The organism is Catellatospora sp. KI3, assembly GCF_029948125.1.
GTDB lineage: Bacteria > Actinomycetota > Actinomycetes > Mycobacteriales > Micromonosporaceae > Catellatospora.
In genome coordinates this window covers 38,355-64,093 of the sequence record NZ_JASAMB010000031.1, presented here as the reverse complement: position 1 = coordinate 64,093, position 25,739 = coordinate 38,355, and the positions used below count along the sequence as shown (strand labels likewise).

22 protein-coding genes and 1 pseudogene are annotated in these 25,739 nt (G+C 72.0%); 6 read left to right on the top strand and 17 right to left on the bottom strand.

All coding sequences use genetic code 11. The features are described 5' to 3' along the window. Window positions 1-232: 232 nt before the first annotated feature. Window positions 233-1,948, bottom strand: coding sequence for a bifunctional 3'-5' exonuclease/DNA polymerase (locus tag QEZ54_RS32905; protein WP_281308666.1), 1,716 nt, complete (start codon window positions 1,946-1,948; stop codon window positions 233-235). A gap of 51 nt (window positions 1,949-1,999) precedes the next feature. Between QEZ54_RS32905 and QEZ54_RS32900 the strand changes: the two genes are divergently transcribed. Beyond that, the gene (locus QEZ54_RS32900) at window positions 2,000-2,662 is read left to right on the top strand and encodes a class I SAM-dependent methyltransferase (protein ID WP_281308662.1); all 663 of its coding nucleotides are present in this window, start codon (window positions 2,000-2,002) and stop codon (window positions 2,660-2,662) included. A 41-nt stretch (window positions 2,663-2,703) separates the two neighbouring features. Here the strand turns inward: QEZ54_RS32900 and QEZ54_RS32895 are convergent, their stop codons facing one another. The 4 genes from QEZ54_RS32895 to QEZ54_RS32880 all read right to left on the bottom strand — a co-directional run bounded on the left by QEZ54_RS32895 (window position 2,704) and on the right by QEZ54_RS32880 (window position 7,137). Continuing rightward, a complete protein-coding gene (locus QEZ54_RS32895) occupies window positions 2,704-3,561 on the bottom strand; it encodes a carbohydrate ABC transporter permease (RefSeq protein WP_281308665.1) in 858 nt (285 codons plus the stop codon). 20 nt (window positions 3,562-3,581) lie between these two features. Then, entirely contained in the window at window positions 3,582-4,487 is a 906-nt protein-coding gene (locus QEZ54_RS32890; RefSeq protein WP_281308661.1) for a sugar ABC transporter permease, read from the bottom strand. Between the two features lie 34 nt (window positions 4,488-4,521). Beyond that, the gene (gene ngcE / locus QEZ54_RS32885) at window positions 4,522-5,958 is read right to left on the bottom strand and encodes an N-acetylglucosamine/diacetylchitobiose ABC transporter substrate-binding protein (protein ID WP_281308660.1); all 1,437 of its coding nucleotides are present in this window, start codon (window positions 5,956-5,958) and stop codon (window positions 4,522-4,524) included. A 210-nt stretch (window positions 5,959-6,168) separates the two neighbouring features. Continuing rightward, a complete protein-coding gene (locus tag QEZ54_RS32880; protein WP_281308659.1) occupies window positions 6,169-7,137 on the bottom strand; it encodes a MurR/RpiR family transcriptional regulator in 969 nt (322 codons plus the stop codon). A gap of 375 nt (window positions 7,138-7,512) precedes the next feature. Here QEZ54_RS32880 and QEZ54_RS32875 point away from each other — a divergent pair, with 375 nt between their 5' ends. Genes QEZ54_RS32875 through QEZ54_RS32865 form a run of 3 tightly spaced genes read left to right on the top strand, consistent with a single transcriptional unit; the run spans window position 7,513 to window position 10,633 of the window. Beyond that, complete coding sequence (locus QEZ54_RS32875) at window positions 7,513-7,830, top strand: DUF6300 family protein (protein WP_281308658.1); 318 nt, start codon at window positions 7,513-7,515, stop codon at window positions 7,828-7,830. Between the two features lie 53 nt (window positions 7,831-7,883). Next, on the top strand, window positions 7,884-9,098 hold the full coding sequence (locus QEZ54_RS32870; protein ID WP_281308657.1) for a GNAT family N-acetyltransferase: 1,215 nt from the start codon (window positions 7,884-7,886) through the stop codon (window positions 9,096-9,098). A gap of 20 nt (window positions 9,099-9,118) precedes the next feature. Then, window positions 9,119-10,633 (top strand): ATP-dependent DNA ligase, encoded by a 1,515-nt coding sequence (locus tag QEZ54_RS32865; protein WP_281308656.1) that lies wholly within the window; start codon window positions 9,119-9,121, stop codon window positions 10,631-10,633. Here QEZ54_RS32865 and QEZ54_RS32860 read toward each other — a convergent pair whose 3' ends face one another. The 7 genes and pseudogenes from QEZ54_RS32860 to QEZ54_RS32830 form a co-directional block, all read right to left on the bottom strand. Continuing rightward, window positions 10,634-10,831 carry a PspC domain-containing protein gene (locus QEZ54_RS32860; RefSeq protein ID WP_281308655.1) on the bottom strand — a complete coding sequence of 66 codons (198 nt, stop codon included), beginning with the start codon at window positions 10,829-10,831 and terminating at the stop codon, window positions 10,634-10,636. Window positions 10,832-11,035: 204 nt separating this feature from the next. After that, window positions 11,036-12,535, bottom strand: coding sequence for a CoA-acylating methylmalonate-semialdehyde dehydrogenase (locus QEZ54_RS32855; RefSeq protein ID WP_281308654.1), 1,500 nt, complete (start codon window positions 12,533-12,535; stop codon window positions 11,036-11,038). An 11-nt stretch (window positions 12,536-12,546) separates the two neighbouring features. Beyond that, complete coding sequence (locus tag QEZ54_RS32850; RefSeq protein ID WP_281308653.1) at window positions 12,547-13,839, bottom strand: aspartate aminotransferase family protein; 1,293 nt, start codon at window positions 13,837-13,839, stop codon at window positions 12,547-12,549. A gap of 176 nt (window positions 13,840-14,015) precedes the next feature. After that, window positions 14,016-15,731 carry a PucR family transcriptional regulator ligand-binding domain-containing protein gene (locus QEZ54_RS32845; protein WP_281308652.1) on the bottom strand — a complete coding sequence of 572 codons (1,716 nt, stop codon included), beginning with the start codon at window positions 15,729-15,731 and terminating at the stop codon, window positions 14,016-14,018. A gap of 292 nt (window positions 15,732-16,023) precedes the next feature. Then, window positions 16,024-16,818 (bottom strand): annotated as a pseudogene (locus QEZ54_RS32840) (RNA methyltransferase); the annotation flags it as partial. Between the two features lie 153 nt (window positions 16,819-16,971). Further along, window positions 16,972-17,979 (bottom strand): SPFH domain-containing protein, encoded by a 1,008-nt coding sequence (locus tag QEZ54_RS32835; protein ID WP_348650598.1) that lies wholly within the window; start codon window positions 17,977-17,979, stop codon window positions 16,972-16,974. Beyond that, on the bottom strand, window positions 17,979-18,413 hold the full coding sequence (locus QEZ54_RS32830; protein WP_281308651.1) for an NfeD family protein: 435 nt from the start codon (window positions 18,411-18,413) through the stop codon (window positions 17,979-17,981). Before QEZ54_RS32830 ends, QEZ54_RS32835 begins: the two co-directional genes overlap by 1 nt. 165 nt (window positions 18,414-18,578) lie before the next feature. Here QEZ54_RS32830 and QEZ54_RS32825 point away from each other — a divergent pair, with 165 nt between their 5' ends. Beyond that, the gene (locus tag QEZ54_RS32825; RefSeq protein WP_281308650.1) at window positions 18,579-19,895 is read left to right on the top strand and encodes a serine hydrolase domain-containing protein; all 1,317 of its coding nucleotides are present in this window, start codon (window positions 18,579-18,581) and stop codon (window positions 19,893-19,895) included. 98 nt (window positions 19,896-19,993) lie between these two features. Here QEZ54_RS32825 and QEZ54_RS32820 read toward each other — a convergent pair whose 3' ends face one another. After that, window positions 19,994-20,812: a DUF3097 domain-containing protein gene (locus tag QEZ54_RS32820; protein WP_281308649.1), complete on the bottom strand. Its 819-nt coding sequence runs from the start codon at window positions 20,810-20,812 to the stop codon at window positions 19,994-19,996. A 90-nt stretch (window positions 20,813-20,902) separates the two neighbouring features. Between QEZ54_RS32820 and QEZ54_RS32815 the strand changes: the two genes are divergently transcribed. Continuing rightward, window positions 20,903-21,688, top strand: coding sequence for a hypothetical protein (locus tag QEZ54_RS32815; protein ID WP_281308648.1), 786 nt, complete (start codon window positions 20,903-20,905; stop codon window positions 21,686-21,688). Between the two features lie 178 nt (window positions 21,689-21,866). Here the strand turns inward: QEZ54_RS32815 and QEZ54_RS32810 are convergent, their stop codons facing one another. From QEZ54_RS32810 to fabG, 4 genes are all read right to left on the bottom strand, one after another. Beyond that, window positions 21,867-22,646, bottom strand: a complete 780-nt coding sequence (locus QEZ54_RS32810) for an HAD-IIA family hydrolase (RefSeq protein WP_281308647.1) — start codon at window positions 22,644-22,646, stop codon at window positions 21,867-21,869. A gap of 4 nt (window positions 22,647-22,650) precedes the next feature. Further along, the gene (locus tag QEZ54_RS32805; RefSeq protein WP_281308646.1) at window positions 22,651-23,685 is read right to left on the bottom strand and encodes a ferrochelatase; all 1,035 of its coding nucleotides are present in this window, start codon (window positions 23,683-23,685) and stop codon (window positions 22,651-22,653) included. Between the two features lie 150 nt (window positions 23,686-23,835). Beyond that, entirely contained in the window at window positions 23,836-24,597 is a 762-nt protein-coding gene (fabI, locus tag QEZ54_RS32800) for an enoyl-ACP reductase FabI (protein ID WP_281308645.1), read from the bottom strand. A gap of 126 nt (window positions 24,598-24,723) precedes the next feature. Then, window positions 24,724-25,437: a 3-oxoacyl-ACP reductase FabG gene (gene fabG / locus QEZ54_RS32795; protein ID WP_281308644.1), complete on the bottom strand. Its 714-nt coding sequence runs from the start codon at window positions 25,435-25,437 to the stop codon at window positions 24,724-24,726. Window positions 25,438-25,739 lie beyond the last annotated feature (302 nt).

The window sequence follows — 25,739 nt, the reverse complement described above, 5'->3', positions numbered from 1 at the left end:
AAGCGCGGACCACCCGCCAACATTCCGCCCCCAGCCGACGATCAACACCGCCGCAGCCCGAACTCCCGCCCCGAGACGGCGATCAACCACAGCCCAGCTGAGCTCCCGCCCCCAGACGGCGATCAACAACACCCCAGCTGAGCTCCCCCCAGGCGACGACCAACCACAGCCCAGCCGAACCTAAGGCGGCGGTCGACGCGTAGGGCGTGCGGCGGGAGGGCCGCAGGCCGGGTTACTTGGCTTCGGCGTAGGAGTCGACCACCGCGACCGTGAGCGGAAACCGCACCGGCGTACCGGGGAACAGCATTTCGCGGGTCGCGGTGCCCGCCTCTTCCAGCGCCGCCACGACCAGCTCCGCCTCGGCCTCCGGGCAGTGCACGATGACCTCGTCATGCTGGAAGAAGACCAGCTCGGCCGGGCTGTCCCAGAGCCGGGTACGCAGTGTCGCCAGCAGTGTCGCGGCCCACTCCGCCGCCGTGGCCTGGATGACGAAGTTGCGGGTGAACCGCCCCCGGGACCGCCCGGACGCCCCCTCGTCGGCCCACGACGACTCCAGCGAGGACGGCGGGCAGGTCCGCCCGAGCCAGGACCGCACCAGCCCGCCGGTCTCCCCCGCCCGCGCGGCGGCCTCGACGTACGCCCAGGCGCGCGGGTAGCTGCCGCGCAGCACCGCGATGGCCGGCGCCGCGCTGCCGCCGGTCTGGCCGTACATGGCGCCGAGGAGGGCGAGTTTGGCGCCGGCCCGGTCGCCCCGGAACGAGTCGGCGGCGAGTGCGGCGTAGAGGTCACCGGTGCCCGCGGCACGGGCCAGGCGGGTGTCGGCGGAGACGGCGGCGAGGATGCGCGGTTCGAGCTGGCCCGCGTCGGCGACGACCAGCCGCCAGCCGGGGGCGGCCCGGACGGCGCCCCGGACGGCTTTGGGGATCTGCAGCGCGCCGCCGCCCCGGGTGGCCCAGCGGCCGGTGACGACGCCGGCGGGCACGTACGCGGGACGGAACCGCCCCCGCTGCACCCACTGCTCGCGCCAGCTCCAGCCGTGCGCCGTCCAGATCCGGTAGAGCTCCTTGTACTCCAGCAGCACCGGGATGACCGGGTGGTCGACCTGCTTCAGCACCCAGGAGCGGGTGTTGGGCACCTCGTGCCCGGCCCGGCGCAGCGCCTTGCGCAGCTCGGCGGGCGAGTCGGGGTGCAGGCCGGGCGCGTGCAGCAGCTCGGCGATGCGGGCCGACAGCTCGGCCAGCCGCCGGGGCGGGGTGAGGCCGGTGCGGGAGCGGACGGCCGAGGGCTCGCCGAGCAGGCTGGTAAGAATTTCGTCGTGCGCGGCGGCGTCCCAGGGCAGCCCGGTGTGGCCCATCTCGGCGGCGATCAGCGCGCTGGCGGAGTCGGCCGCGATGAGCAGGCGCATGCGCGCGGGGTGCTCGTTGGCGGCCAGGCGCGCGCGCTGGTCTCGGTAGACGGCGGCGAGCAGATCCAGCGGCGGCACGCCGTCGTCGGCGACGATCGGCGCGGGCTCGTCGCCGAACAGGGTGCCCTGCCGGTCCCCGGGCGGCTGGGCCTGGCGGGCGGCCGCGTCGGCGGGCACGGGGGCGCCGGTGAGCCGGGCGTACGCGGCGGCGGCGGAGCGTGGTTCGCCGTAGCGGCCGTCGTACGCCAGGAGCAGGGATTCGGCGAGTTCGACGTCGTGGCAGCGGTGCACCCGTACCCCCGCTGCCAGCAGGCGCGGGTAGGCCTGGTCGGCGGCGGCCCACAGCCAGCGCGGCCGGGCCGTCTCACGGGCCGCGACCGCCGCGGCGAGGTCGGCGACGTGCTCGTCGGGCCCGCCGGGGTGTCCGGTCTCGTCCAGTGGGCGCAGCAGGCCGCCACCGGAGGAGTCCGCCACCACCGCGATCACCGACACCCGCCCATTCTGCGGCCGACCCCTGACACCGGCGCAAACTCTCGTGATCAACGTGGGCAAAGGCCCGGCGGTGAGGCTGGTCGGCCGCCGACAATGGGGGGTATGACCGAATCGCGCGCCGTGTTCGACCGGATCGGGGCGACCTACAGCGAGGCGTTCGCCGACAAGCCGGGCCAGCTCGCGGCCGGGGAGTGGCTGCTGGAGCGGCTGGCCGGGCGGCACTACCCGCTGGTGCTCGACGTGGGCTGCGGCACCGGCTCGCCGACCGCCCGCCAGCTGGTCGACGCGGGCTGCCACGTGGTCGGCATCGACACCTCACCGGTGATGCTGGAGCTGGCGCGGCACACCGTGCCCGAGGCGATCTTCGTGGAGCGGGACCTGTTCGACCTGGACGGCCTGCACCCGACCCAGCAGCGCTTCGACGGCGTGGTCGCCTTCTTCTCGCTGCTGATGCTGCCGCGCGCCGACGTGGAGCGGGCGCTGGACGACGTACGGCACGTGCTGGCCGCCGACGGGGCGTTCGTGCTGGGGATGGTCGAGGGCGACAGCGACCACCTGGAGCGCGACTTCCTGGGCACGAAGGTGCCGCTGACGGCGTATTCGCGCGACGCGCTGCGCGAGCTGCTGCAGCGGCACGGCTTCCGGGTCGAGGACCTGCGGGTGGAGGACTGGCAGCCGAACGCCGAGGCGCTGTCGCGCCTCGGCGGAGAGCTGTCCGGCGTGCAGGCGCAGACCCATGTCTACGCCTGCTGCACCGTCGTCTGAACTACTTCACCGTCGGCTGGACTACTTCACCGTCGGCTGGACTACTTCACCGCACCGGCGGTGAGGCCGCTCTGGATCTGCCGCTGGAAGATGGTGTACACGATGATCATCGGAATGATCGCGATGCTGAGCGCCGCGAACAGGGCCGGCCAGTCGGCCTGGTAGCCCGCCGAGGTCGAGATCGCGGCGATGCCCTGGGTGAGCAGCCACTTCTTCTCGCCCTCCTCGCCGCCGGGCAGCAGCGACACCGGCAGCACGTACTGGTTCCACTGGCCGATGATGTTGAAGATCGTGATGCTGACCAGGCCCGGCTTGGCCATGGGCATCATGACCCGGAAGAACAGCCGGGTGTGCGAGGCGCCGTCGATCATGGCGGCCTCGGCCACCGCGTTCGGCAGCGTCTTGAAGAACGCGGTCAGGAAGAAGATCGTGAACGGCAGCGAGTACGCGATGTAGACCAGGATCAGGCCGAAGTGCGTACCCAGCAGGCCCAGCTGCTCCACGACGAGGTAGAGCGGGGTGAGGGTGAGGAACACCGGGAACGCCAGGCCGGCGATGAACAGGAAGTAGATGAACCGGTTGCCGATGAACTCGTACCGGGCCAGCACGTACGCCGCCATCGCGCCGAGCAGCATGGTGCCCGCCGTGGAGAAGAGCACCACGATGACGCTGTTGGTGAAGTACCGGCCGATGTGCGCCTCGTTCCAGGCGCGCGCGAACGAACTCCAGTCGTAGTTGCTCGGCAGCGCGAACGGGTTGCCGACGAAGATCTCGGTGTTGCTCTTGAACGCCGCGAGGAACGTGAAGATCAGGGGGTAGATGATCAGGATCGCCCACACGACCAGCGCGACGTGCGAGAGCTTGTTGAGGATGCCGAAGCTGCGCTGCTTCTCGGTGATGGTTGCCACGCCTGCCCCGCTCAGTGCTCGATCGCGTCGCGCTTGCCGCCCCGCAGGGACAGCACCGCGAAGATGATGGTGAAGACCGCCAGCGCCACACCCAGCGCCGACGCGTAGCCGTACTGGGACTTGAGGATGCCGGCCTGGTAGATCTGGACCGGCAGCACCGAGGTGGCGCCGTCCGGACCGCCCTGGTCGATGGTGAGCACCATGACCAGTGCGAACGCGTCCATGGCGAGGATGCCGAGGTACACCCAGGCGACCTTGACCGTCTCCTTGAGCATCGGGATGGTGACCCGGAAGAAGATGGTGATCCGGCTCGCGCCGTCCATCACCGCCGCCTCGTATATCTCACCCGGGATGCTGGACATGCCGGCGGCGAACAGCACGACGTAGAAGCCGACCGCCTGCCAGACCAGCACGCCGAGGATCGCCCACAGGCCGTAGTCGGCCATCCAGTACACGTCCTTCACGCCGAAGACGTGCAGGAAGCGGTTGAGGATGCCCGAGCCGTCGGGCGCGTACACCCGGCCGAAGATGACGCCGACGATGACCACGGCCAGGACCTGGGGGAGGAAGAACACCACGCGGTAGAACTTCGACCCCCAGACCCCGGTCATGACGCCGCCCCGGGTGCCCCCGCCCATGTTCAGCAGGAATGCGAAGAACAGGGCGAGGGCGATGGTGATCACCGGCAGGGTGACCAGCAGGAAGACGTGGTGCTTCGCCGCCAGCCATACCTTGTCGTCCGCCAGCAGCTTGCTGAAGTTGTCCAGCCCGACGAAGTCGCGCTTGGGGGACAGACCGCTCCAGTTCATGGTGGACACCTGCGCCGCACCGAAGATCGGCCACAGCACGAAGACGCTGTACAGCACTACTGGAGCGAGCAGGAACCCGATGACGAACGGGTACTTACCTTGCCGCATGATCGTATGACTCCCGGTCTAACGGAGGCTCAGGTCAGCGCGAGAACTTCGGGATCGAAGAGTCGGCCTTGATCTTGTCAGCCGCGGCCTGGATGCGGGTGACGAACTTGTCCGCGTCGCCGCCCTGGAACATCAGCTCGTTGGTCGCGGAGCGGGCCTCGAGGTCGAGGTCCTTGTACCAGGCGTCGAAGCGGAAGTTGAAGTTGTTCGCGCCGGCTGCGGTGAGCACCGCGTTGGCCGAGGCCAGACCGGGCGAGAGGGTCAGACCCTCGGCCGCGCCCTGGACGACGGTCAGCGACTTGGTCAGCTCGGTGAAGCCCTTCGCGCCCGCCTTCGACAGCATGTGGCGCAGGTACTCCTTGCCCGCCTGCGGGTGCTTGCCGTTCGCGGCGGCGAAGTACATCTCGCCCGCGGCGGCGTACAGGCCGGTGGCCGGCAGCTTGTCCGCGGCGGTCACCGACGGCAGGGCCGCGACCTGGTACTTGAAGTCGGCCGGGGTGTCCTTGGCCTGCTCGTTCTCCAGCCACGAACCCGACGGGTAGAAGCCCACCTTGTACTGGTCCTGCAGCAGCTGGACCTCGGTGTGCTTCAGGCCCAGGTGGGCCTTGTCGCCGTACTTTGCGGAGAACTCGCCCCACGCCTTGGCGGCCTGCTTCACCGCGTCGTTGGTCCACGCGCCGGGCTCGAGGTTGTCGATCGCCTTGAGCACGTCCGGGCCACCGATCTTGGCGGCGCTGGTCAGGATGACCGTGTACATGTAGTAGGCCGCGTTGGCACCCGCGTACGAGAACGGGGTGATGCCCTTGGCCTTCATCTTGTCGGCCAGCGCGGTGAACTCGGCCCAGGTGGTCGGGGCGGTCCAGCCGTTGTCGGCGAACAGCTTGCCGGAGTACCACAGACCGAACACGGTGTAGGCGTAGTTCAGCACGTACGGCTTGCCGTTGTACGTGCCGGCCTCGACGGTGCCGGGGACCAGGGTGTCCTTGACCGTCTTGCCCGCGATGTCCAGCGACGGCGCGGCGAACAGGTCGGACAGGTCGGCGACCTGGTTGGCGCCGACGAGCGCGCCCATGTCCATCAGCTTCGAGCCGGCGTTGTTGACCATGTCCGGCGGGGTGTTGCTGGCGAAGCGCGGCTGCAGGGTGGTCGAGACCTCCTGCGTCGAGGAGAAGGTGACCTTCGAGTTCGGCCACTTCGCCGTGTACGACGGCACGTGCACGTCGGTGGCGTACTTGGTGCCCAGACCGCCGTCGAAGATCACGATCTCGACCGGCTTGTCGGTGGCGATACCCAGCGGGTTGTCCGCGGACTTCTCGCCCGAGTACTGGCTGGGGGCCTCCGGCTCGTCGGTGCTGCCGACGCAGGCGGACAGCAGGCCGGCGGCCGGCAGGGCGAGCAGACCGACGGCGGCCGTCCGGCGCAGCAGCGTACGCCGGGTGAGGTCCGACGGGCTGTCGGTGTGGTTGGACATCATTGTCTCCTCAGAATCGGATCGCGGTCTGCGACACGAAGGTGTGGTGAGGCGGAGAGGCGGTGACGGGGGTGGAACCTCCGCCGGCCGTTGCGGACCCGACCGCACTGGGAGGCAGTGCGGCACCGCACCGGGCGGCACTGCCCGATGCGGTGTCGGCCCAGTGCTCGAACGAGTCGAGCACGGTCTTCGAGGTCAGGGTCGAGACGATCACGAGTCGCCCTCCCGGCCCTGGCCGTTGCTGAACCGGTGCGCGTCGACGGCGCGCGCGGTGCGCTGGAACGCCGTGTGCGACCGGTCGTGGGTGCGCTGGGCGACCGCGATGTAGAGCAGGTCCAGCACCACCAGCTGCGGGTGCCGGGCCGACAGCGCGTCGGGCCGGAACGAGGTGGCCTGGCTGGCGGTCAGCAGCACGATGTCGGCGAGCTCGGCCAGCGGCGAGCGCGGGAAACCGGTCAGCGCGACGGTGGTCGCGCCGTGCGATCCGGCCTCCGCCAGCATCTCGACCGTCTCGCGGGTCTGGCCGGTGTGCGAGATGCCCAGCGCGACGTCGCCGGAGCGCAGCAGCGCGGCGCTGGCCAGGCCGTTGTGCACGTCGGGCCAGGTCCACGCGGCGATGCCGATGCGGTGCAGCGAGAACTGCATCTCGGCACCGACCAGGGCCGAGCCGGAGGCGCCGTAGATGTCGACCCGGTTCGCGGCGGCGATGGCGTCGGCGGCGCGCTCGACCTCGCCGAGGTCGAGCATGGCGGCGGTGTCGCGCATGGCCTGGGTGTCGGCGGCCATGATCTGGCCGAGCACGCGCTCCAGCGGGTCACCGGGCTCGATGGCCCGGCCGATGTCCTCGGCCCAGCCCGCCGAGCGGGCGGCGCGGCCGGTCTCCCCGGCGATGGCCAGCCGCAGGTCGGCGTAGCCCTCGAAGCCCAGGGCGCGGCAGAAGCGGGTGATGGTGGCGGGCGAGGTGCTGGAGCGCTCGGCCAGCTCCACGATGGTGGCGCGGGCGGCGCCGGCTGGATCGGTGAGGACCTGCTCGGCCACGCGCTGCAGGGCGCCGGTGAACTCGGGCAGCTGCGCGCGCACCCGCACCAGGACGCTGTCGGGGCGGTCCAGACTGAGCCAGGACGGCGCATGCTCCAGCGTCGCGGCTTCGGCCGCGGCCGGTTCCATGCGGTCACCCATTGACTCGCTCCTACAGCTCAGAGTCTGAACAGTTAGCCGAAAGGTAGTTAACTGTTAGTGGTAAAAGTTCTTACTGATGACCCCTGGTTGTCAAGTCTGCGGGCGAATTTTTTAAGTTCGTTACCGCACCGGAACATTGCCGAAGGTGCCACGGTGGCCTGGCTCACCGCCACTGAGCAGGCAAAATGGCCGCGTACGCCACACCGGCGGAGGCATTTCAGGAACGTGGCGGCATTTAACTCTCGAAAAGGACAATCGACGTGAGGGAGGCGCCGCCGCGCCTCGGCCCGATTGGTCCGTATAACCTCGTCGAGTGCGCCGCCGGGCCGGCCGGGCGCGCCCCAGCCGCCGCCGACGACGAGGGAGAACGCTGCGATGAACGCGGTCGAGGTCCGCGCCGCCGGAGACGCCCGCTGCGGCAGCTGCACCGAGCGGCTCTACCTCACGGCCAGCATCCCGGTCCCCCAGTCCCGGCGCAGCCGCGTCGTGCAGCTGTGCCCCGGCTGCGACGCGGGACGGCCCGAGGCGCAGGGGCTGCTGGCGTACTTCGCCGAGCACCAGCAGGTGCGGCCGGAGGACATGCAGCGGGTCTCCGACCTCGTCGGGCGCTGGCTGGAGGCGGCGACCCGGCCCGATCCGCACGAGAGCTCGCTGGCCGCCGACGTCGCGGCGTGGTGGTCCGGGCGCGGCTGACGCGTTCGGGTAAACGTGTTGCCGACCGGCGGAGCGGCCGATATGAAGCAACCATGGTGACTTACCGCACTGCCGAGCCGCAGGACTGGGCCGCGATCCTCCGTACCGTCCGGCGCACGTTCCTCAACGAGGACGACCAGGGCACCCCGGTCGACGAGGCGCTGTTCGAGCCCGCACGCGCCGTCGTGGCGCTCGACGGTCCGGACGTCGTCGCGCACGCCGGCACCTACAGTCGCGAGCTGAGCGTCCCCGGCGGCGCCGTCCCCGCCGGCTTCGTCACCGCGGTCGTCGTCGCCGGCACCCACCGCCGCCGCGGCGTCGCCTCGACGATGCTCACCCGCCAGTTGGAGGAGATCCGCGACCACGGCGACCCGCTGGCGGTGCTGTGGGCCAGCGAGGCGGGCATCTACCGCCGCTTCGGCTACGGCCAGGCCAGCCATCGCATCGGCTTCACCATCGACCGCCGCGAGGTGCAGGTGGTCGGCGCGGGCAAGCACACGCTGTCGCTGCGCGTCGGCACCCCCGCCGAGCTGCGCGCGGAGCTCGGCACGGTGTACGAGCGCGTCCGCCCCACCCGCCCCGGCTACGCCTCCCGGGACGACCGCTGGTGGACCTGGCGGCTGCACGACGACCCGGGCCACCGGTCCGGCGCCGGACCGCTGCTGGCGCTGGTGTGCCGGGACGGGGACGCCGTGCTCGGGTACGCCCTCCACCGCACCCGCAGCGAGTGGGACAACCTCGGCCCCAAGGGCGAAGTGAACGTCATGGAGGTCGTCACCGACTCCCCCGCGGCGTACGCGGCGATGTGGGACCACCTGCTCAACGTCGACCTGACCCGGCAGGTGAGCTACTGGCTGGCCGCCGTGGACGAGCCGCTGCTGCACATCGCCAGCGACACCCGGCGCCTCGGCGGCCGGTACGGCGACGGCCTGTGGGCCCGCCTGCTGGACATCCCGGCCGCCCTGTCCGCCCGCCGCTACGCCGCGCCCGTCGACGTCGTGCTCGAGGTGGAGGACACCGTCCTGCCCGGCACCGGCGGCCGGTTCCGCCTGGCCGGCTCGCTCGACGGCGCCGCCTGCGTACGCACCGACGACGCCCCCGACCTGCGCCTGGACGTCGCCACCCTGGGCACGGTGTACCTCGGCGGCAACAGCCTCGGCTCCCTGGCCGCCGCCGGCCGCGTGGAAGAACTGACCTCCGGCGCCCTGGCCGCCGCCGACCCCGCCTTCCGCTGGCACCGCGCCCCGGTATCGATCGAAATCTTCTGACGCGCTGGAAAGATGGGGGCATGCGCTTCGCTGAGTTGGCTGCCACGTCCGCCGCCGTCGCCGCCGTGCCGGGGCGCAAGGCCAAGATCGAGCTGCTGGCGGGGGCGCTGCGGACGCTGGCGGCGGGCGGGGACCCGGTCGAGCTCGCGGCGGGGGCGGCGTACCTGAGCGGGGAGCTGCGGCAGCGGCAGATCGGGGTGGGGTACGCGGCACTGCGCGACCTGCCGCCGCCCGCCTCGACCGCCACGCTGAGCGTGCGGGAGGTCGACCGGGCGCTGGCGGCGATGGGCGAGATCGCCGGGCAGGGGTCGCAGGCGCGGCGCCGGGACGCGGTCGCCGCCCTGTACGGTGCCGCCACCGCCGACGAGCAGCGGCTGCTGACCGGCCTGATCGGCGGCGAGCTGCGCCAGGGCGCGCAGGCCGGGCTGCTGGCCGACGCGGTCGCCCGGGCGGCCGACGTGCCGGTCGCCTCGGTACGGCGCGCGCTGCTGCTCACCGGGGAGCTGAAGGCGGTGGCGGTGACCGCGCTGACCGGCGGCGAGGCGGCGCTGGGTGAGCTGAGGCTCGCCGTCGGCCGGGGGCTGGCGCCGATGCTGGCCCAGTCCGCGCCCGACCCGGCCCAGGCCCTGGCCGCGACGGGAGTGCCCGCGGCGGTCGACGCCAAGCTCGACGGCGTACGGGTGCAGGCGCACCGCGACGGTGACGACGTGGTGCTGTTCAGCCGCAGCCTGGACGACCTGACCGGGCGGATGCCCGAGATCGTGGCGGCGGTGCGGGCGCTGCCGGTGCGCTCGGCGGTGCTCGACGGCGAGGTGATCGCGGTGGACGGCGCCGGACGGCCGCGGCCGTTCCAGGAGACGTCGGGGCGGGCCGCGCAGCGGGCCTCGGGGCTGCTCACGCCGTACTTCTTCGACCTGCTGCACCTGGACGGGACGGACCTGATCGACGAGCCGGGGACCGTGCGCTGGGCGGCGCTGGACGCGCTGCTGCCCGACCCGATGCGGGTGGACCGGGTGCTGGTCGACGGGCCGGAGGTGGCGCAGGAGGCGTTCGCGGCCGCGCTGGCCGCCGGGCACGAGGGCGTGGTGGTGAAGGCCGCCGGGGCGCCGTACGAGGTGGGGCGGCGCGGGGCGGGCTGGGTGAAGGTGAAGCCCCGGCACACGCTGGACCTGGTGATCCTGGGGGCCGAGTGGGGCCACGGGCGGCGGCGCGGCTGGCTGTCCAACCTGCACCTGGGCGCTCGTGACCCCGACGGCGGGTTCGTGATGCTGGGCAAGACGTTCAAGGGCCTGACGGACGCCATGCTGGCCTGGCAGACGGAGCGCCTGCTCGGCCTGGCGGTGAGCCGGGACGACTTCATGGTGGCGGTGCGGCCGGAGCTGGTGGTCGAGATCGCGTTCGACGGGGTGCAGCGCAGCACCCGCTACCCAGGTGGCGTGGCGCTGCGCTTCGCGCGGGTGCTGGGCTACCGCGAGGACAAGCCGGCCGCTGAGGCCGACACCATCGGCGCGGTCAGAGCCCTGGGCACACCCTGATCAGTAGCTGTCCTCCGGAATCATGATCCACAGGATGATGTAGACGATGAACTGCGGGCCGGGGAGCAGGCACGACAGTACGAACAGGAAGCGGACGAGCCAGGCGGGCAGGCCGAAGCGCACCCCGAGACCGGCGCAGACGCCGGCGATCCAACGGCCGTGGCGCGGGCGGGTCAGTCGGTGCGACTGGCTGGCCATGCGATCAACTCCTCGGTACGTGGCGGCGGAGCGTTCCGCCGCGGCTGTCTTCGACGGTAGGAGTGCCGCGCACCCCGTCCCTCGGCCGCGGGGACGATTCGCGGCCGACCCCGCCCTACGGGCATCCCCGATGGCGCGGGTGTGCTAACGCGAAAGGACCCGGTGAGAATTTTCACCGGGTCCTCCGAACGTACTATCGCGGCGTCAGTGCTGGGTCGGGAAGCCCAGGTTGACGCCGCCGTGGCGCGGGTCGAGCCAGCGGCTGGTGACGACCTTGCCCCGGGTGAAGAAGTGCACGCCCTCGGCGCCGTGGGCGTGGGTGTCGCCGAACAACGACGCCTTCCAGCCGCCGAAGGAGTAGTACGCCATCGGCACCGGGATGGGCACGTTGACGCCGATCATGCCGACCTCGACCTCGTGCTGGAAGCGCCGGGCGGCGCCGCCGTCGTTGGTGAAGATCGCCGTGCCGTTGCCGTACGGGTTGCCGTTGACCAGCGCCAGCGCCTCGTCGTACGACCCGACCCGGGCCACGCTGAGCACCGGCCCGAAGATCTCGTCGGTGTAGACCGACATCTGCGGCGTGACGTGGTCGAACAGCGTCGGCCCGAGCCAGAAGCCGTCGGCCTCGCCGTCGGCGTCCACGGCCCGCCCGTCGACCACGAGCTTGGCCCCGGCCCGCTCCCCCGCGTCCACGTACGACGACACCTTGTCCCGGTGCGCCTTCGTGACCAGCGGGCCCATGTCGCAGTCGCGGCGGCCGTCGCCGGTGCGGATCCCCGCCACCCGCTCGGCGATCTTGTCGACCAGCACGTCGCCGACCGGGTCCACCGCCACCACCACCGAAATGGCCATGCAGCGCTCGCCGGCCGAGCCGAAGCCCGCGCTGACGGCCGCGTCGGCGGCCAGGTCGAGATCCGCGTCGGGCAGCACCACCATGTGGTTCTTCGCCCCGCCGAGCGCCTGCACCCGCTTGCCGTGCGCGGTGCCGGTCTCGTAGACGTACCGGGCGATCGGGGTGGAGCCGACGAATGACACCGCCCTGACCAGCGGGTGCGTCAGCAGGCCGTCGACGGCCTCCTTGTCGCCGTGCACCACGTTGAACACGCCGTCGGGCAGGCCCGCCTCGGCGAACCACTGCGCCAGCAGCACCGCCGCGCTCGGGTCCTTCTCACTGGGCTTGAGCACCACCGCGTTGCCGCAGGCGATCGCGATCGGCACGAACCACAGCGGCACCATCGCCGGGAAGTTGAACGGCGAGATCACCGCCACCACGCCCAGCGGCTGCCGGATCGAGTACGAGTCCACCTCGGTCGACACGTTCTCGCTGAAGAAGCCCCGCTGCGAACTGGGGATGCCGCAGGCGAACTCGACCACCTCCAGCCCGCGCTGCACCTCCCCGGCCGCGTCGGAGAGCACCTTGCCGTGCTCGGCGGTGATCGCGGCGGCCAGCTCTGCCCGCCGCTCGTGGATCAGCTGCCGGACGGCGAACATGACCGCCGTCCGCTTGGCCAGCGACGCGTCCCGCCAGGCCCGCGCGGCCCGGTCGGCGGCGCGCACGACCGCGTCCACGTCGGAGGCCGACGCGAAGTCGACCAGGGCGGCGACCCGCCCGGTGGCCGGGTCGAAGACCTCGCCCTGCCGGGTGGCGCCGTGCTCCCACGGCTTGCCGTCGACGAAGTGGGTGATGTATCCGAGCTCGCTCATGTCGTACCCCCTCAGGCCTGGCGCTGCGCGGCGGCGATGGCGCCGGCCAGGATGTCCAGGCCCTCCTTGGCCTCGGCCTCGGACAGGGTCAGCGGCGGACCCATCCGGATCACGTTGCCGTAGAGGCCGCCCTTGCCCACCAGCAGGCCGTTGGCCTTGGTCTCCTCCAGCACCCTCAGCGCCAGCTCCGGGGCCGGGTCCAGGGTGCCGGGCCGGACGAACTCCAGGGCCAGCATCAGGCCCTTGCCGCGCACCTCGGCCACGATCGGGCTGTGCAGCCCGCGCAGCCCCGCGTGCAGCAGGTCGCCCAGCCGGGCCGCGTTGGCCTGGAGATCGTGGTCGAGCACGTAGTCCAGCACCGCCGACCCGGCCGAGGCGCTGACCGGGTTGCCGCCGAAGGTGTTGAACGAGATCGCGCCCAGGCAGTCCATCACCTCGGCGCGGGCGACCACGCCGCCCAGCGCGAAGCCGTTGCCGACGCCCTTGGCGAAGGTCAGCATGTCCGGTACGGCGTCGTGCGCCTGGTAGCCCCAGAAGTGCTCGCCGGTACGGCCCCAGCCGGTCTGCACCTCGTCGGAGACCCAGAGGATGCCGTACTCGTCGAGGACCTCCTTGACCGCGGCGAAGTAGCCGTCGGGCGGGGCGACGAAGCCGCCGACGCCCTGGATCGGCTCGGCGATCAGGCAGGCCACGTCCCCGGCGGTGGTGGTCGCCAGCACCTCGCGCAGGTCGGCCACGGCGCGCCGGATGTACTCGGCGTCGGGCAGGCCCGCGAACACGCCGCGCAGCCGGTCGCCGGAGTGCAGGTAGCTGACGTTGACCGGCGACAGCGACGTCGCCGACCAGCTGCGCTGCCCGGTCACGCCGAGCGCGGCGAAGCTGCGGCCGTGGTAGCTGTTGCGCATCGCCAGGATCTGGTTGCTGCGCCGGAACTGGGTCGCCAGCAGCAGCGCGGTGTCGTTGGCCTCGGTGCCGGAGTTGGCCAGGAACACCTTCGGGTTCGGGATGCCCGACACCTTGGCGATCTTCTCGGCCAGCTCGACCTGCTTGCGGATCAGGTACAGCGTCGAGGAGTGCGCGATGCCCCGGTCCAGCTGCCGGCGTACCGCGTCGGAGATCTCCGGGATGTCGTAGCCGATCATCGTGGTGAGCACGCCGCCGAAGAAATCAAGGTACGTGCGTCCGTCGGCGTCGGTTACCCGGCAGCCGGTGCCCGAGACCAGCTCGATCGGCTCGGCGTAGAGCGGGTTGATCCAGTTCGGGAGCACCGCGCGGTGCCGGGCGAGCAGTTCTTCGGTGGTCATCAGCAGACACGTCCTTCAACGGTTTCCGCGATTGTGCGCCAGGTCACCACGACGTTGTCAGCCCGCCGCCGACCGATCAAGCTACATCCTGCCAGGTGCCGCCGCGCCGACCTGACAGGTCGTCAACCCGTCACCACATGTCGCCGACAGTTGACCTACGAATCGAAGGTACGGGCTCAGTCCCGCAACGCATCCCTCGCCAGCAGCGCCACGTGCAGTGACAGGCACGACTGCACCGAATCCAGGTCTACTCCGAGAATCCGCTCGATGCGAGCCAGCCGCTCGTAGAACGCCGGGCGGGACAGGTGCGCCGCGCTCGCCGCGATCGACTTGTTGCGCCCGCACTCCAGGAACACCCGCAGCGTCGGCAGCAGCACATCCTTCGGATGCGCGTCGTCGTAGGCCAGCAGCGCCCCGAGCTGCCGCTCCACGAACGTCTGCAGCCGCGGCTCGTCCCGCAGCAGGTGCAGCAGCCCGGCCAGGCCCAGGTTCGGCAGCCGGTGCACCAGCGCCCCGCCCAGGTCGTGCCGGGCCGCCTCGGCCACCTGCCGCGCCTCCACCAGCGAACGCCGGGCGTCGCGCGGGCTGTCCACCCCGGTACCCGCCGCGACCAGCAGCTCCGGCCGCCCCCGGTGCAGCGCGGTCGCGAACGCCTCCAGCGCCTGCTGCTCCTCGCCCCGGATCGCCAGCAGCGCCCCGACCGCGTGGTCGTCGATGGTGCTGGTCAGTGCGGACAGCTTCGCGTCCCGCAACGCCTGGGACACCGCGTCGGCCAGGTCGCGCAGCCGCGTCTGCGCCGCCTCGGTGCCCGCCGGGAACGGCTCCTCGCGGTGGCGTACCACCACGCCGACCAGGCGGCGCCGCTCCAGCGTCACCCCCAGCGCACCCGCGCGCAGCGCCACCTCCGACACGGGCAGGCTGTGGTCCAGCAGCGCCGACAGCAGCGTCGCGTGCAGCTGCCGCGCCAGCCCCTCCGCGTCGCGCCGGATCAGGCGGCCCAGCGCCAGCGTCGATGCGGCGCGCTCCAGCAGGATCACCAGCCGCGTCGGCGGCTGCGGCCGGGCGGCGGATGCGACGGGTACGGCGTCCGGAGCGCCCGCGTCGTCGCGTACCCCCGCCTCGTCGACGGCCCGGTCCCCCTCGCTGCCGGAGGCGGGCCAGCGCAGCATGAGCCGCCCCCAGTCCTGCCCCCGCGCGCCCACGGTCGTGACCAGCCACCCGGTGTCCGGGTCGTAACCGGTGCGGCCCGCGCCCGCCTGCTGCGGCCGGACCCGGCGCGAGTGCTGCTCCCAGCTCTCCAGCAGCAGCTCCGCCCGGTCCCCGGCCGCGTCGTAGGCCAGCACCTGGCGGGCCAGGTTCTCCAGCACCACCGGGCAGCCCGCCAGCTGCGCCGCCTGGTGCACCACCTCGGCCGGCTCGGCACCCTCCACGCTCAGCTCGGTGAACCGCTGGTGGATCTCCTCGGTCGCGCGCAGCTCCGCCAGCTGCGCGTCCACGATCAGCGCGTGCACCGCCTCGGTGATCCGCACGAACGGCGTGGGGCGGCGCAGCTCGATCAGCGGCAGGCCCGCCTTCTGCGCGGCGGCCGCCATCACCCGGGGCACGCTCGCCGTGTACCGCCGCCCCAGCTCCACCACCAGGCCGGACACGCCCACCTCGGCCAGGTCGTTGACGAACGCGCGCACCCCGGCGTCGTCGGCGGGCAGGCCGATGCCGGTGGTCAGCACCAGCTCGCCGCCGCGCAGCAGGGTCGCGATGTCGGGCACCTCCGCCGAGTGCACCCAGCGCACCGGCCGGTCCAGCCCGGCCTCCCCCGCCACCAGGCGCGGCGCACCCACCCGGACCGGATCCAGCGCGATCACCTCGCGCACGGTCGGGAAGACAGCGGCCACCTCAGCCCCGGTCCTCGCCGCCGAGCAGCAGCTCCCGCCCGCGCCCCGGCTCGGCCTCGGCCTCGGCCCGCCACCTCGTGGCGAGCAGGTGCTCGGCGTCGGCCGCCGCGATCCGCTCCGCCCGGTCCTCGTCCGGCACGCGCCAGGCCGCCCTGGCGGCCGCCTGCCGTGCGTCCTCGGCGGCCGCCTCAGGTGCGGCCCCGTGCCGCCCGGCGGGCATCTCGGCGCCCGCCTCGTGGCGGCCCTCGTAGGAGTCGGCCGGCATCGCGTGCGCGCCCGCCCCCCGCGGTTCGAGTTCGTCCTCACGGCTCAGCTCCCAGCAGGCCACCGCCGTCGCCGCCGCGACGTTCAGCGAGTCGACGCCGCGCCGCATGGGCAGCTTCACGCGCAGGTCGCTGGCGGCCAGCGCCTGCCGGGAGAGGCCGGGCCCCTCGGCACCCATCAGCAGCGCCGGACGCATCCGCTGGTCCGCGGTCAGGTGCTGCATCGGCACGGCGTCCTCGGCCGGGGTCATCGCCATGATCGTGTAACCGGCGTCGCGGACCTGCGACAGCGCGTCCGGCCAGGGCTCCAGCTTCGCGTACGGGATCGCGAACACCTCGCCCATGCTGACCCGCACACTTCTCCGGTACAGCGGATCGGCGCAGGTCGGCGACAGCAGCACGGCGTCGACGCCGAGCGCCGCCACCCCCCGGAAGATCGCGCCCAGATTCGTGTGGTTGTTGATGTCCTCGAGGATCACCACGCGGCGCGCCTGCGCCAGCACCTCCGACGCCGGGGGCAGCGGGCGGCGGTGGAAGCTGGCCAGCACGCCCCGGTGCACGTGGAAGCCGGTCACCTGCTCCAGCACATCCGGGTCGGCGCCGTACACGGGTGCGCCGGTGAGGTCGGCCACCTGGTCGGCGCGCTTGGCCTCGACCAGGAACGAGCGCGGGCGGTAGCCGGCCCGCAGCGCCCGGCGCAGGACCAGCTCGCCCTCGGCGATGAACAGCCCGTGCGGGGGCTCCCACCTGGTACGCAGCTCGACATCGGTCAGCGCCCGGTAGTCGGCGATGCGCTCGTCCCCCGGATCGGTGATCAGCTCCACGGTGTCGATTCTGCCGGACGGGGTTTCAAGGTCATTCAAGTTGCCCGGCAATCGCGCGTAACTTGGACCGTCTTCCCCCCGATTGCCTGGCAACTCGAACGGCTGAGGGCCGGAGCGCGTAGCGCTCCGGCCCTCAGCCGTCGAACCCGTCCGTCACTCCTTGGGGAGGCGGCTGGCTTCCATCTCGATCTCCTTGGCCGCCTGGGCGGCCTGCTCGGCCACCCGCCGCACCTCGGCCTCGACCTCGGCACTCGAGTCCTTCGCCGCGGCGGCCGCGCTCGGGTCGGGCACCAGCCCGCCGAACGTGGAGGCGATGCCGTCCAGCGCCCGGGTGAGCTCGGCCGGGACGATCCACAGCTTGTTCGACGCGCCGGCGGCGATCTGCGGCAGCGCCTGCAGGTACTGCCACGCCATCACCTTGTTGTCCGGCGCCGACACGTGGATCGCGTCGACGACCAGCTTGATCGCCTTGGCCTGACCCTCGGCCTGCAGGATGCGGGCCTGGCGCTCACCGTCGGCGCGCAGCACGGCCGCCTGCTTCTCGCCCTCGGCCGTGAGGATCTGCGACTGCTTTTGGCCCTCGGCGTTCAGGATCGCGGCGCGGCGGTCACGCTCGGCGCGCATCTGCTTCTCCATGGAGTCGCGGATGCTCGGCGGCGGCTCGATCGCCTTGATCTCGACGCGGGTCACCTTCACGCCCCAGCGGCCGGTGTTCTCGTCGAGCACCGCCGACAGCTGCCGGTTGACCTCCTCGCGGCTGGTCAGCGACCGCTCCAGGTCCATCGAGCCGATGACGTTGCGCAGGGTGGTGACGGTCAGCTGCTCGATCGCCTGCAGGAAGTTGGCGATCTCGTAGGTGGCGCGCACCGGGTCGATGACCTTGAAGTACAGCACGGTGTCGATCGAGACCACCAGGTTGTCCGAGGTGATCACCGGCTGCGGCGGGAAGCTGACCACCTGCTCGCGCAGGTCCACCTTGGTACGGATGGCGTCGATGAACGGCACCAGGATGTTCAGACCGGGCGTCAGCGTGCGGTTGTACTTGCCCAGTCGCTCGACCACGTCGTTGCGCTGCTGCGGCACGATCTTGACCATCTTGATCAGGGTGATCAGGACGATCAGCGCCACGATGGCGACGAATGCCGTGATGATTGGTTCCATCAATCCCTCCAGACCAGCGCCGTGGCGCCGTCCACTTTCACTACTCGGACCCGGTCACCCGGGACATAGGACTTGGTGCCGTCGTACGGCCGGGCGCGCCACAGTTCGCCCCCGATCTTCACGAGGCCGTTCTCGCTGTCGACCCGCTCGACCACCAGCGCGTCGGCGCCTTCGATGGCGGACAGGCCCATCGTGACGTTGTCGGCGTCGCCCCGGAACCAGCGGGTCTTCAGCCAGGGCCGCACCACGACCAGCGACAGCGTGGAGACGACGATGAAAACGATGCCCTGGACCCAGCCCTGCAGTCCGACCAGGCCCGTCAGTGAGGCCGCGAACGCTCCGGCTGCGATCATCAGCAGCACGAAGGTCATCGTGAACAGCTCTGCGATCACGAGCGCGGCGGCGAGGAGGAGCCACCACATCCAATCTTCCACGTGCTGATCGTGTCACGTTCGCGCCAGTGGTGGGGGGTGTGGATCAGGTCGTACGTTCGGACACATCGAGACGTCCGTAGGGCCGACGGCGGTAACGGACCCAGCGGGGCGGCGTTGTCCGGATAGGTTGGCGAGCACCACTGACCGCCGGAGGTTTAGCACGTCATGTCACTGCTGGCACATACCGCGGCCCACGTCGACGAGCTGGTGGCCCGAGCGCAGGCGCAGGGGCGTACCCCCTGCCTGGCCGCGGCCGTGCTGCGCGACGGCCGGTCGCTGCACCTGGCCGCCGCCGGGACCGACCCGGCGACCGGCGCCGTGCCCGGCGCCGACACCCAGTTCCGGATCGGCTCCATCACCAAGACCATGACCGCGGTACTGCTCCTGCAGCTGCGCGACGAGGGCCACCTGTCCCTGGACGACCTGCTCTACCGGCACCTGCCCGGCACGCCGGTGGGCAGCGCGATCACGCTACGGCAGCTGCTCGGGCACGTGTCGGGCCTGCAGCGCGAGCCGGACGGCCCGTGGTGGGAGCGGCACGACGGCGGCGACCTGGACAGCCTGCTGGCGGCGCTGACCCCGGACAAGATCGCCTACCCGCCGCACCGGAGCTACCACTACTCCAACCTGGCGTACGGCCTGCTCGGCGGCGTCGCCCAGCGCATCACCGGCCTGAGCTGGCCGGAACTGGTCACCAAGCGGCTGCTGGAGCCGCTGGGCATGCGCCGCACCAGCTACGCCGCGACCGAGCCGTACGTACGCGGCTACGTCGTCCACCCCTGGACCGGCGTGCTGCGCGAGGAGCCGCGCACCGACACCGGCGCGATGGCCCCCGCCGGGCAGCTCTGGTCGACCGTCGAGGACCTCGCGGTATGGGCCGCGTTCCTCGCCGACCCGGACCCGGACGTCCTCGCCCCGGCGACGCTGGCCGAGATGTGCGCCCCGGTCGTCATCAGCGATCTCGACGCCTGGACCACCGGGCACGGCCTCGGCCTGGAGCTGATGCGCCACGGCGAGCGGGTGTACGTCGGCCACGGCGGCTCGATGCCCGGCTACCAGGCGCACCTCATCGTGCACCGGCCCAGCCGCACCGGCAGCGTCGTCTTCGGCAACGCGTACACGCTGCACGGCACCAGGACGTCGGAGCTCAACCAGCGCCTGCTCAGCGGCGTACTGGACGCCGAGCCGGTGCGCCCGGCGCCGTGGCGCGCGGCGGTGCTCGCCGAGCCGCACGAGCTGGAAGGCGCCTGGTGGTGGATGGGGCGCGAGTTCGCCGCCCGCTACGACGCGGTCGCGGGCGAGCTCGTCGTCAGCCCGGTGACCGTGCCCGCGACGCCGTGGCGCTTCACCACCGACGGCGCCGACCTGTGGCGCTGCCACAGCGGCAGCAACGACGGCGAGCTGCTCCGGGTCCGCCGCGACCCCGACGGCACCCCGGTCGAACTCGACATCGCCACCTTCCTCCACACCCGCCGCCCCTGACCGCGGCCCGGGTTCGAGTTGCCGGGCAATCGGGCGTATCTTGGCCGCCCGAGTGCCCGGCAACTTCAACGCGATCTTGAGGGACCGGGACCGGCGGGTCAGTCCTCGGCGGGGGTGGTGACGAAGTCGATGAGGCGTTCCACCGAGTTGACCAGCGGGGTCTCCAGGTCGTGGTAGGTGTTGACCCGGCCCAGCAGGCGGCGCCAGAACCGGGCCGGGTGGTCCACGCCCAGCGCGGCGCAGACGCCCTCCTTCCACGGCTGCCCGTGCGGCACCACCGGCCACTCCTCGATGCCCAGCCGGGACGGCTTCACCGCCTGCCACACGTCCACGTACGGATGCCCGGCCACCAGCGCGTACCGGCTGTCCACCGCCGCCGCGATCCGCGCCTCCTTCGTGCCGGTGACCAGGTGGTCCACCAGCACGCCCAGCCGCCGCCCCGGCCCGGGGGCGAACCGGTGCACCTCGGCAGCCAGATCGTCCACCCCGTGCAGCGGCTCCACCACCACGGCCTCGGCCCGCAGGTCGTCGCCCCAGATCCGCTCCAGCAGCTCGGCGTCGTGCACGCCCTCGACCCAGATCCGGCTCGCGCGGGCCACCTGGGCGCGCGTCGGCGCCGCCGCGACCGAGCCCGAGGCGGTACGCCGGGGTGCCACCGCCCCGGCGGACGGCTTCGGGCGGCGCAGCGTGACCACGGCGCCCTCCAGCAGGAAGGCGGCCGGTTCCAGCGGGAACAGGCGGCGCTTGCCGTGCCGGTCCTCCAGCACCACCAGGCCGTGCTCGAAGCCCACGATCTCGCCGCAGAAGCCGCTGTCGGCGTCCTCCACCACCAGTCCCGGCTCCGCGTCGTGCTCGGGCACGACCCGGCGCGGGGAGTTGCGGTGGAATCCGGACAGCACATCGTCGCCGTAGCGCATGGGTCGGCACCTTAGCCGCAGCGGAGCGGCCGCGCGGCATGACGCGCCGGTTCGGGACAAACCCGTGGTGCTGCACGTACGCTGGTCGGCATGTCCCCCGCAGCGCAAGCGGTGACCCTGACCGCGCGCCGGTCCGCCCGGTTGGTGACCTGGGCCCGCGCGTGGCGCGCCGGCCTGGTCTCCTTTGACGAGATCGTTGACGACCTCACCGCCGAGGAAGAGCAACACGTACGCGACCTGCCCGGCACCTGGCGGGAAGAGGTCGAACTGCGCGAGGCGCTGCCCGTGCTCGCCAAGCTGCACCCCGACGAGATCCGGCTGGTCCTGCCCGCCCCCGGCGACCCGCGCGGGCTGCCCGGCCCCGGCCCGTTCACCAGCCACGCACTGCTGGCCGGGGAGGGCGTCATCGCCAGCAGGCTCGGGCTGGTGCCGGAGGCCCGCCAGCACGTGTCCGGCTCCGGGGTCAGCTTCACCACCGTGGTGTGGCGGGCCTTCGAGCTGCCCGAGGCACCGGCGGGGTACCAGATCGGGGTACGGGAGGCCGACGGGGCGCTGAGCATCGCGCTGACCGAGACGACCAGCCGACTGGTCCGGCTCGACGTGGCGCAGTGGCGCCCCGAGCTGGCCGGGGCGCTGGCGGCGCTGCGCAAGCCGGACTCGGAGACGGACCTGCCGCCGGGGTACGACCCGCGCGCCCGGCGCCTGTACGCCCGCGCCTGCGTCGTCGACCGGGTGCTGTCGCTGGCCGGGCAGGCCGCCCCGGGCGGGGCGCTGAACAGCCACGAGGCGCAGCAGCGGGACGAGGCCCTGCGGCCGCTGGCCGTGGCCTGCCGCAACGCGCTGGTGGCGGCCTGCAACTCCCCCTTCGGGGCGTGACAACGCCGCCCAGCTGCCCTGGCCCGCCCCGTTCCCGCTCCGCCTTGAATTGACGCTGGCCTATCTAGAAGACGGATCCCGACGATCCGTGCTCTGGATAGGCCAGCGTCTATGCCAAGCCACTGGATAGGCCAGCGTCTATTACGGGCGGCGGCGGCGGGGGCGGCGGCCCCGTCGGTCAGATCTCGTCGGTCAGGTCCGCCACGGAGTTGACCACGCGGGACGGCAGGTACGGGTAGCGCTCCAGGTCCGACTTCGTGGAGATGCCGGTCAGCACCAGGATGGTGTGCAGCCCGGCCTCCAGGCCGCAGAGCACGTCGGTGTCCATCCGGTCGCCGATCATCGCGGTCGACTCCGAGTGCGCCCCGATCCGGTTCAGCGCCGAGCGCATCATCATCGGGTTCGGCTTGCCCACGAAGTACGGCTCGATCCCGGTCGCCTTGGTGATCAGCGCCGCCACCGAACCCGCCGCGGGCAGCGCGCCCTCGTTCGACGGGCCGGTCGCGTCCGGGTTGGTGCAGATGAACCGCGCGCCCTTGTTGATCAGCCGGATCGCGGTGGTGATCGCCTCGAAGCTGTAGTTGCGGGTCTCGCCCAGCACCACGTAGTCGGGGTCGAAGTCGGTCATGATGTAGCCCGCCGCGTGCATGGCCGTGGTCAGGCCCGCCTCGCCGATGACGTACGCGCTACCGCCGGGCCGCTGGTCGGCCAGGAACTGCGCGGTGGCCAGCGCCGACGTCCAGATCGCGCTCTCGGGCAGGTCGAAGCCGAGCCGGGTCAGCCGGGCCTGGAGGTCGCGCGGGGTGTAGATCGAGTTGTTGGTCAGCACCAGGAACGGCACCCCGGCCGCACGCAGCCGCCCGATGAACTCCGGCGCGCCGGGCACCGGCTCGCCCTCGTGCACCAGTACGCCGTCCATATCGGTGAGCCAGGCGGCGATCGGCTTGCGCTCGGTCATCGGGTTACCTTTCTCGAACTGCCCGTGCGGGCGGCGGGCAGCAGTTGCTGGGGCAGACGTCCCAGTGACCGAGGGTACCGAGCGCGGCGCGCGGCTGCGTGCCGGGCTCCATCCGTTCCAGCACCAGTTCCCGCACCATCGCGACGAAGCGCGGATCGGCGCCGGGGGTGCCCGCGCGGGCGAAGCCGAGCCCGAGCTGGCGCGCGGTCGCCGCCGCCTCCTCGTCGAGGTCCCAGAGCACCTCCAGGTGGTCGGAGACGAACCCGATCGGGCTCACCACCACCTGGGTCACCCCCTCCTTGGCCAGCACCTTGAGGTGGTCGTTGACGTCGGGCTCCAGCCACGGGATGTGCGGGGCGCCGGAGCGGCTCTGCCACACCAGGTCCCAGGCCAGCCCGGGGGCGCCCCGCGCGGCGACCAGGCGGGCGGTCTCGCGCAGCTGCGCCTCGTACCGGCCGCCGGTGGGACCGCTGGACTCGGCCATCGACACCGGGATCGAGTGCGCCGTGAAGACCAGCCGGGTGGTGGCGTGCGCGGCGACGTCCAGGCCCGCCAGCGCCCGCGCGACCGCGTCGGCGAACGGCTCGACGTACCCGGGATGGTCGTGGAAGTGCCGCAGCTTGTCCACGACCGGCGCCCGCGGCCCGACCGCGGCCCGCGCCGACGCGATGTCCTGCAGATACTGCCGGCACGACGAGTACGACCCGAACCCGCTGGTCGCCAGCGCGACCGCCCGCTGGATCCCGTGATCGCGCATCTGCGCCAGCGTGTCGGCCAGCATCGGCCGCCAGTTCCGGTTCCCCCAGTACACGGGCAGGTCCACCCCGTTGGCCGCGAAGTCCCCCCGGATCGCGGCCACCAGCTCCCGGCACTGCGCGTTGATCGGCGACACCCCGCCGAACCGCTGATAGTGCTCAGCCACCTCAGCCAGCCGCTCCGGCGGCACCCCCCGACCCCGAGTCACGTTGTGCAGAAACGGCAACACCTCATCCGGGTGCTCCGGCCCCCCAAACGACAGCAGCAAAAAGCCGTCATACATGCGAAAAGCCTAGATCCCGCCCCACCTGCCCCGCACCCGCCCCCATGCCCCTGTGGACAACCCCACCCCGGCACCGTGATCAGCGCGGCGGAAAGGCGCGGGCCCGGCCGCCCGTGGTGGGGTGGCCGGGCCCGCGGCGGGCAGGCGGGGTCAGGCGCCGGTGGCGTGGTAGCCGCCGTCGACGTGGATGATCTCGCCGGTGGTGGCCGGGAACCAGTCGGACAGCAGGGCGAGCACGGCCTTGGCGGTCGGCTCGGTGTCGGCGAGGTCCCAGCCCAGCGGGGCACGGTCGGACCAGGACTCCTCGAACGCCTTGAACCCGGGGATCGACTTGGCGGCCATGGTACGCAGCGGGCCGGCCGACACCAGGTTGGTGCGGATGCCCTGCTCACCAAGGTAGCGCGCCAGGTAGCGGGAGGTGGACTCGAGACCGGCCTTGGCCACGCCCATCCAGTCGTACACGGGCCAGGCGACGGTGGCGTCGAAGGTCAGGCCGACCACCGAACCGCCGCGCTGCATCAGCGGCAGCGCGGCCATGGCCAGCGCCTTGTACGAGTACGTCGACACGTGCACCGCCGTGGCCACGTCCTCCCACGGCGTCTCCAGGAAGGTCCCGCCCAGCGCGGTCGCCGGGGCGAAGCCGATCGAGTGGACCACGCCGTCGAGGCCGTCGACGTGCTCGCGCACCTTGTCGGCCAGGCCGGTCAGGTGCTCGGTGTTGGTCACGTCGAGCTCGATCACCGGGGCGGCCTGCGGCAGCCGCTTGGCGATCCGCTCGACCAGCGACAGCCGCCCGAAGCCGGTGAGCACGACCGTGGCCCCCTGCTCCTGGGCCAGCTTCGCGACGTTGAACGCGATCGACTGCTCCGTGATCACCCCAGTGACCAGGATCCGCTTGCCTTCCAGCAGCACGTCTCTTACTCCTCTACTCACATCTGTTGTTGATCACGGCACCAAGGTGGTGACACACCGTCGAACACGTCCATAAGTTCATGATCAACGGGAATGGGGTCGGGCCGGGCCGGGCGGGCCGGGGCGTCAGTGGCCCATGCCGAGGCCGCCGTCGACCGGGATGACGGCGCCGGTGATGTAGCCGGCGGCGTCGCTCGCCAGCCAGGTGACCACGCCCGCGACCTCGTCGACCGCGGCGATGCGGCCCGCCGGGATGGCCTTGCGGATCTCGGCCTTGCGGTCGTCCGTGAGCTTGTCGGTCATGTCGGTCTCGATGAAACCGGGGGCGACCACGTTGGCCGTGATGTTGCGCGAGCCCAGTTCGCGGGTGACCGAGCGGGCCACACCGACCAGCCCGGCCTTGCTCGCGGCGTAGTTGACCTGGCCCGCGCCGCCGTACAGCCCGACGACCGAGGAGATGAAGATCATGCGGCCCCAGCGCCCGCGCACCATCTTGGTGGCGGCGCGGCGCGAGCAGCGCCAGGCGCCGGTCAGGTTGGTGTCCAGCACCCGCGTGAACTGCTCCTCCGACATGCGCATCAGCAGCGTGTCGTCGGTGATGCCCGCGTTGGCGACGAGCACCTCGACCGGGCCGAGTTCGTTCTCGACCGTCGTGAAAGCCGCGTCGACCGCCTCGGAGTCGGTGACGTCGCAGGTGACGCCGAGGATCTCCGGCGCGAGCGCGGGGTCGAAGCTGCCCCGGTGCGTGATCGCCACCCGGTCGCCCTGCTTGACGAAAGCCTGCGCGATCGCCAGGCCGATACCCCGGTTGCCGCCGGTGACCAGGACGGTGCGTGCCACGGTTACTCCTTCTCGCGTCAGTGTCTTCGGCCTGAGCCTAGGACGCCGGTCAGGGCCTGCCGGGTACGGCCCCAGCACCAAATCCGACTAACATCTTTAGAGGAAACCTCCAAACCATGATGGCGTACCCCGACCGGGTGGACACCATCGGCATGGCGGGTCGGCCGATGCGGGACCGCCGCGCCGCTGCTGTACGATCGCTGCGGTCGGGGACTGAGCCCCGGCGGTCGGACCCCGGCTTAAGGAGGTGATCGCTATGCGAGATAGCGATCCTCCGAGTCATGCCCGGGTCCTGCGAAGCG

Bases quoted from the DNA above. Each gene is read 5' to 3' on its own strand.
- QEZ54_RS32900 (WP_281308662.1), top strand. From the start codon at position 2,000: ATGACCGAATCGCGCGCCGTGTTCGACCGGATCGGGGCGACCTACAGC.
- QEZ54_RS32890 (WP_281308661.1), bottom strand. From the start codon at position 4,487: ATGCGGCAAGGTAAGTACCCGTTCGTCATCGGGTTCCTGCTCGCTCCA.
- ngcE (WP_281308660.1), bottom strand. From the start codon at position 5,958: ATGTCCAACCACACCGACAGCCCGTCGGACCTCACCCGGCGTACGCTG.
- QEZ54_RS32880 (WP_281308659.1), bottom strand. From the start codon at position 7,137: ATGGGTGACCGCATGGAACCGGCCGCGGCCGAAGCCGCGACGCTGGAG.
- QEZ54_RS32875 (WP_281308658.1), top strand. From the start codon at position 7,513: ATGAACGCGGTCGAGGTCCGCGCCGCCGGAGACGCCCGCTGCGGCAGC.
- QEZ54_RS32870 (WP_281308657.1), top strand. From the start codon at position 7,884: ATGGTGACTTACCGCACTGCCGAGCCGCAGGACTGGGCCGCGATCCTC.
- QEZ54_RS32865 (WP_281308656.1), top strand. From the start codon at position 9,119: ATGCGCTTCGCTGAGTTGGCTGCCACGTCCGCCGCCGTCGCCGCCGTG.
- QEZ54_RS32860 (WP_281308655.1), bottom strand. From the start codon at position 10,831: ATGGCCAGCCAGTCGCACCGACTGACCCGCCCGCGCCACGGCCGTTGG.
- QEZ54_RS32855 (WP_281308654.1), bottom strand. From the start codon at position 12,535: ATGAGCGAGCTCGGATACATCACCCACTTCGTCGACGGCAAGCCGTGG.
- QEZ54_RS32850 (WP_281308653.1), bottom strand. From the start codon at position 13,839: ATGACCACCGAAGAACTGCTCGCCCGGCACCGCGCGGTGCTCCCGAAC.
- QEZ54_RS32835 (WP_348650598.1), bottom strand. From the start codon at position 17,979: ATGGAACCAATCATCACGGCATTCGTCGCCATCGTGGCGCTGATCGTC.
- QEZ54_RS32825 (WP_281308650.1), top strand. From the start codon at position 18,579: ATGTCACTGCTGGCACATACCGCGGCCCACGTCGACGAGCTGGTGGCC.
- QEZ54_RS32820 (WP_281308649.1), bottom strand. From the start codon at position 20,812: ATGCGCTACGGCGACGATGTGCTGTCCGGATTCCACCGCAACTCCCCG.
- QEZ54_RS32815 (WP_281308648.1), top strand. From the start codon at position 20,903: ATGTCCCCCGCAGCGCAAGCGGTGACCCTGACCGCGCGCCGGTCCGCC.
- QEZ54_RS32810 (WP_281308647.1), bottom strand. From the start codon at position 22,646: ATGACCGAGCGCAAGCCGATCGCCGCCTGGCTCACCGATATGGACGGC.
- QEZ54_RS32805 (WP_281308646.1), bottom strand. From the start codon at position 23,685: ATGTATGACGGCTTTTTGCTGCTGTCGTTTGGGGGGCCGGAGCACCCG.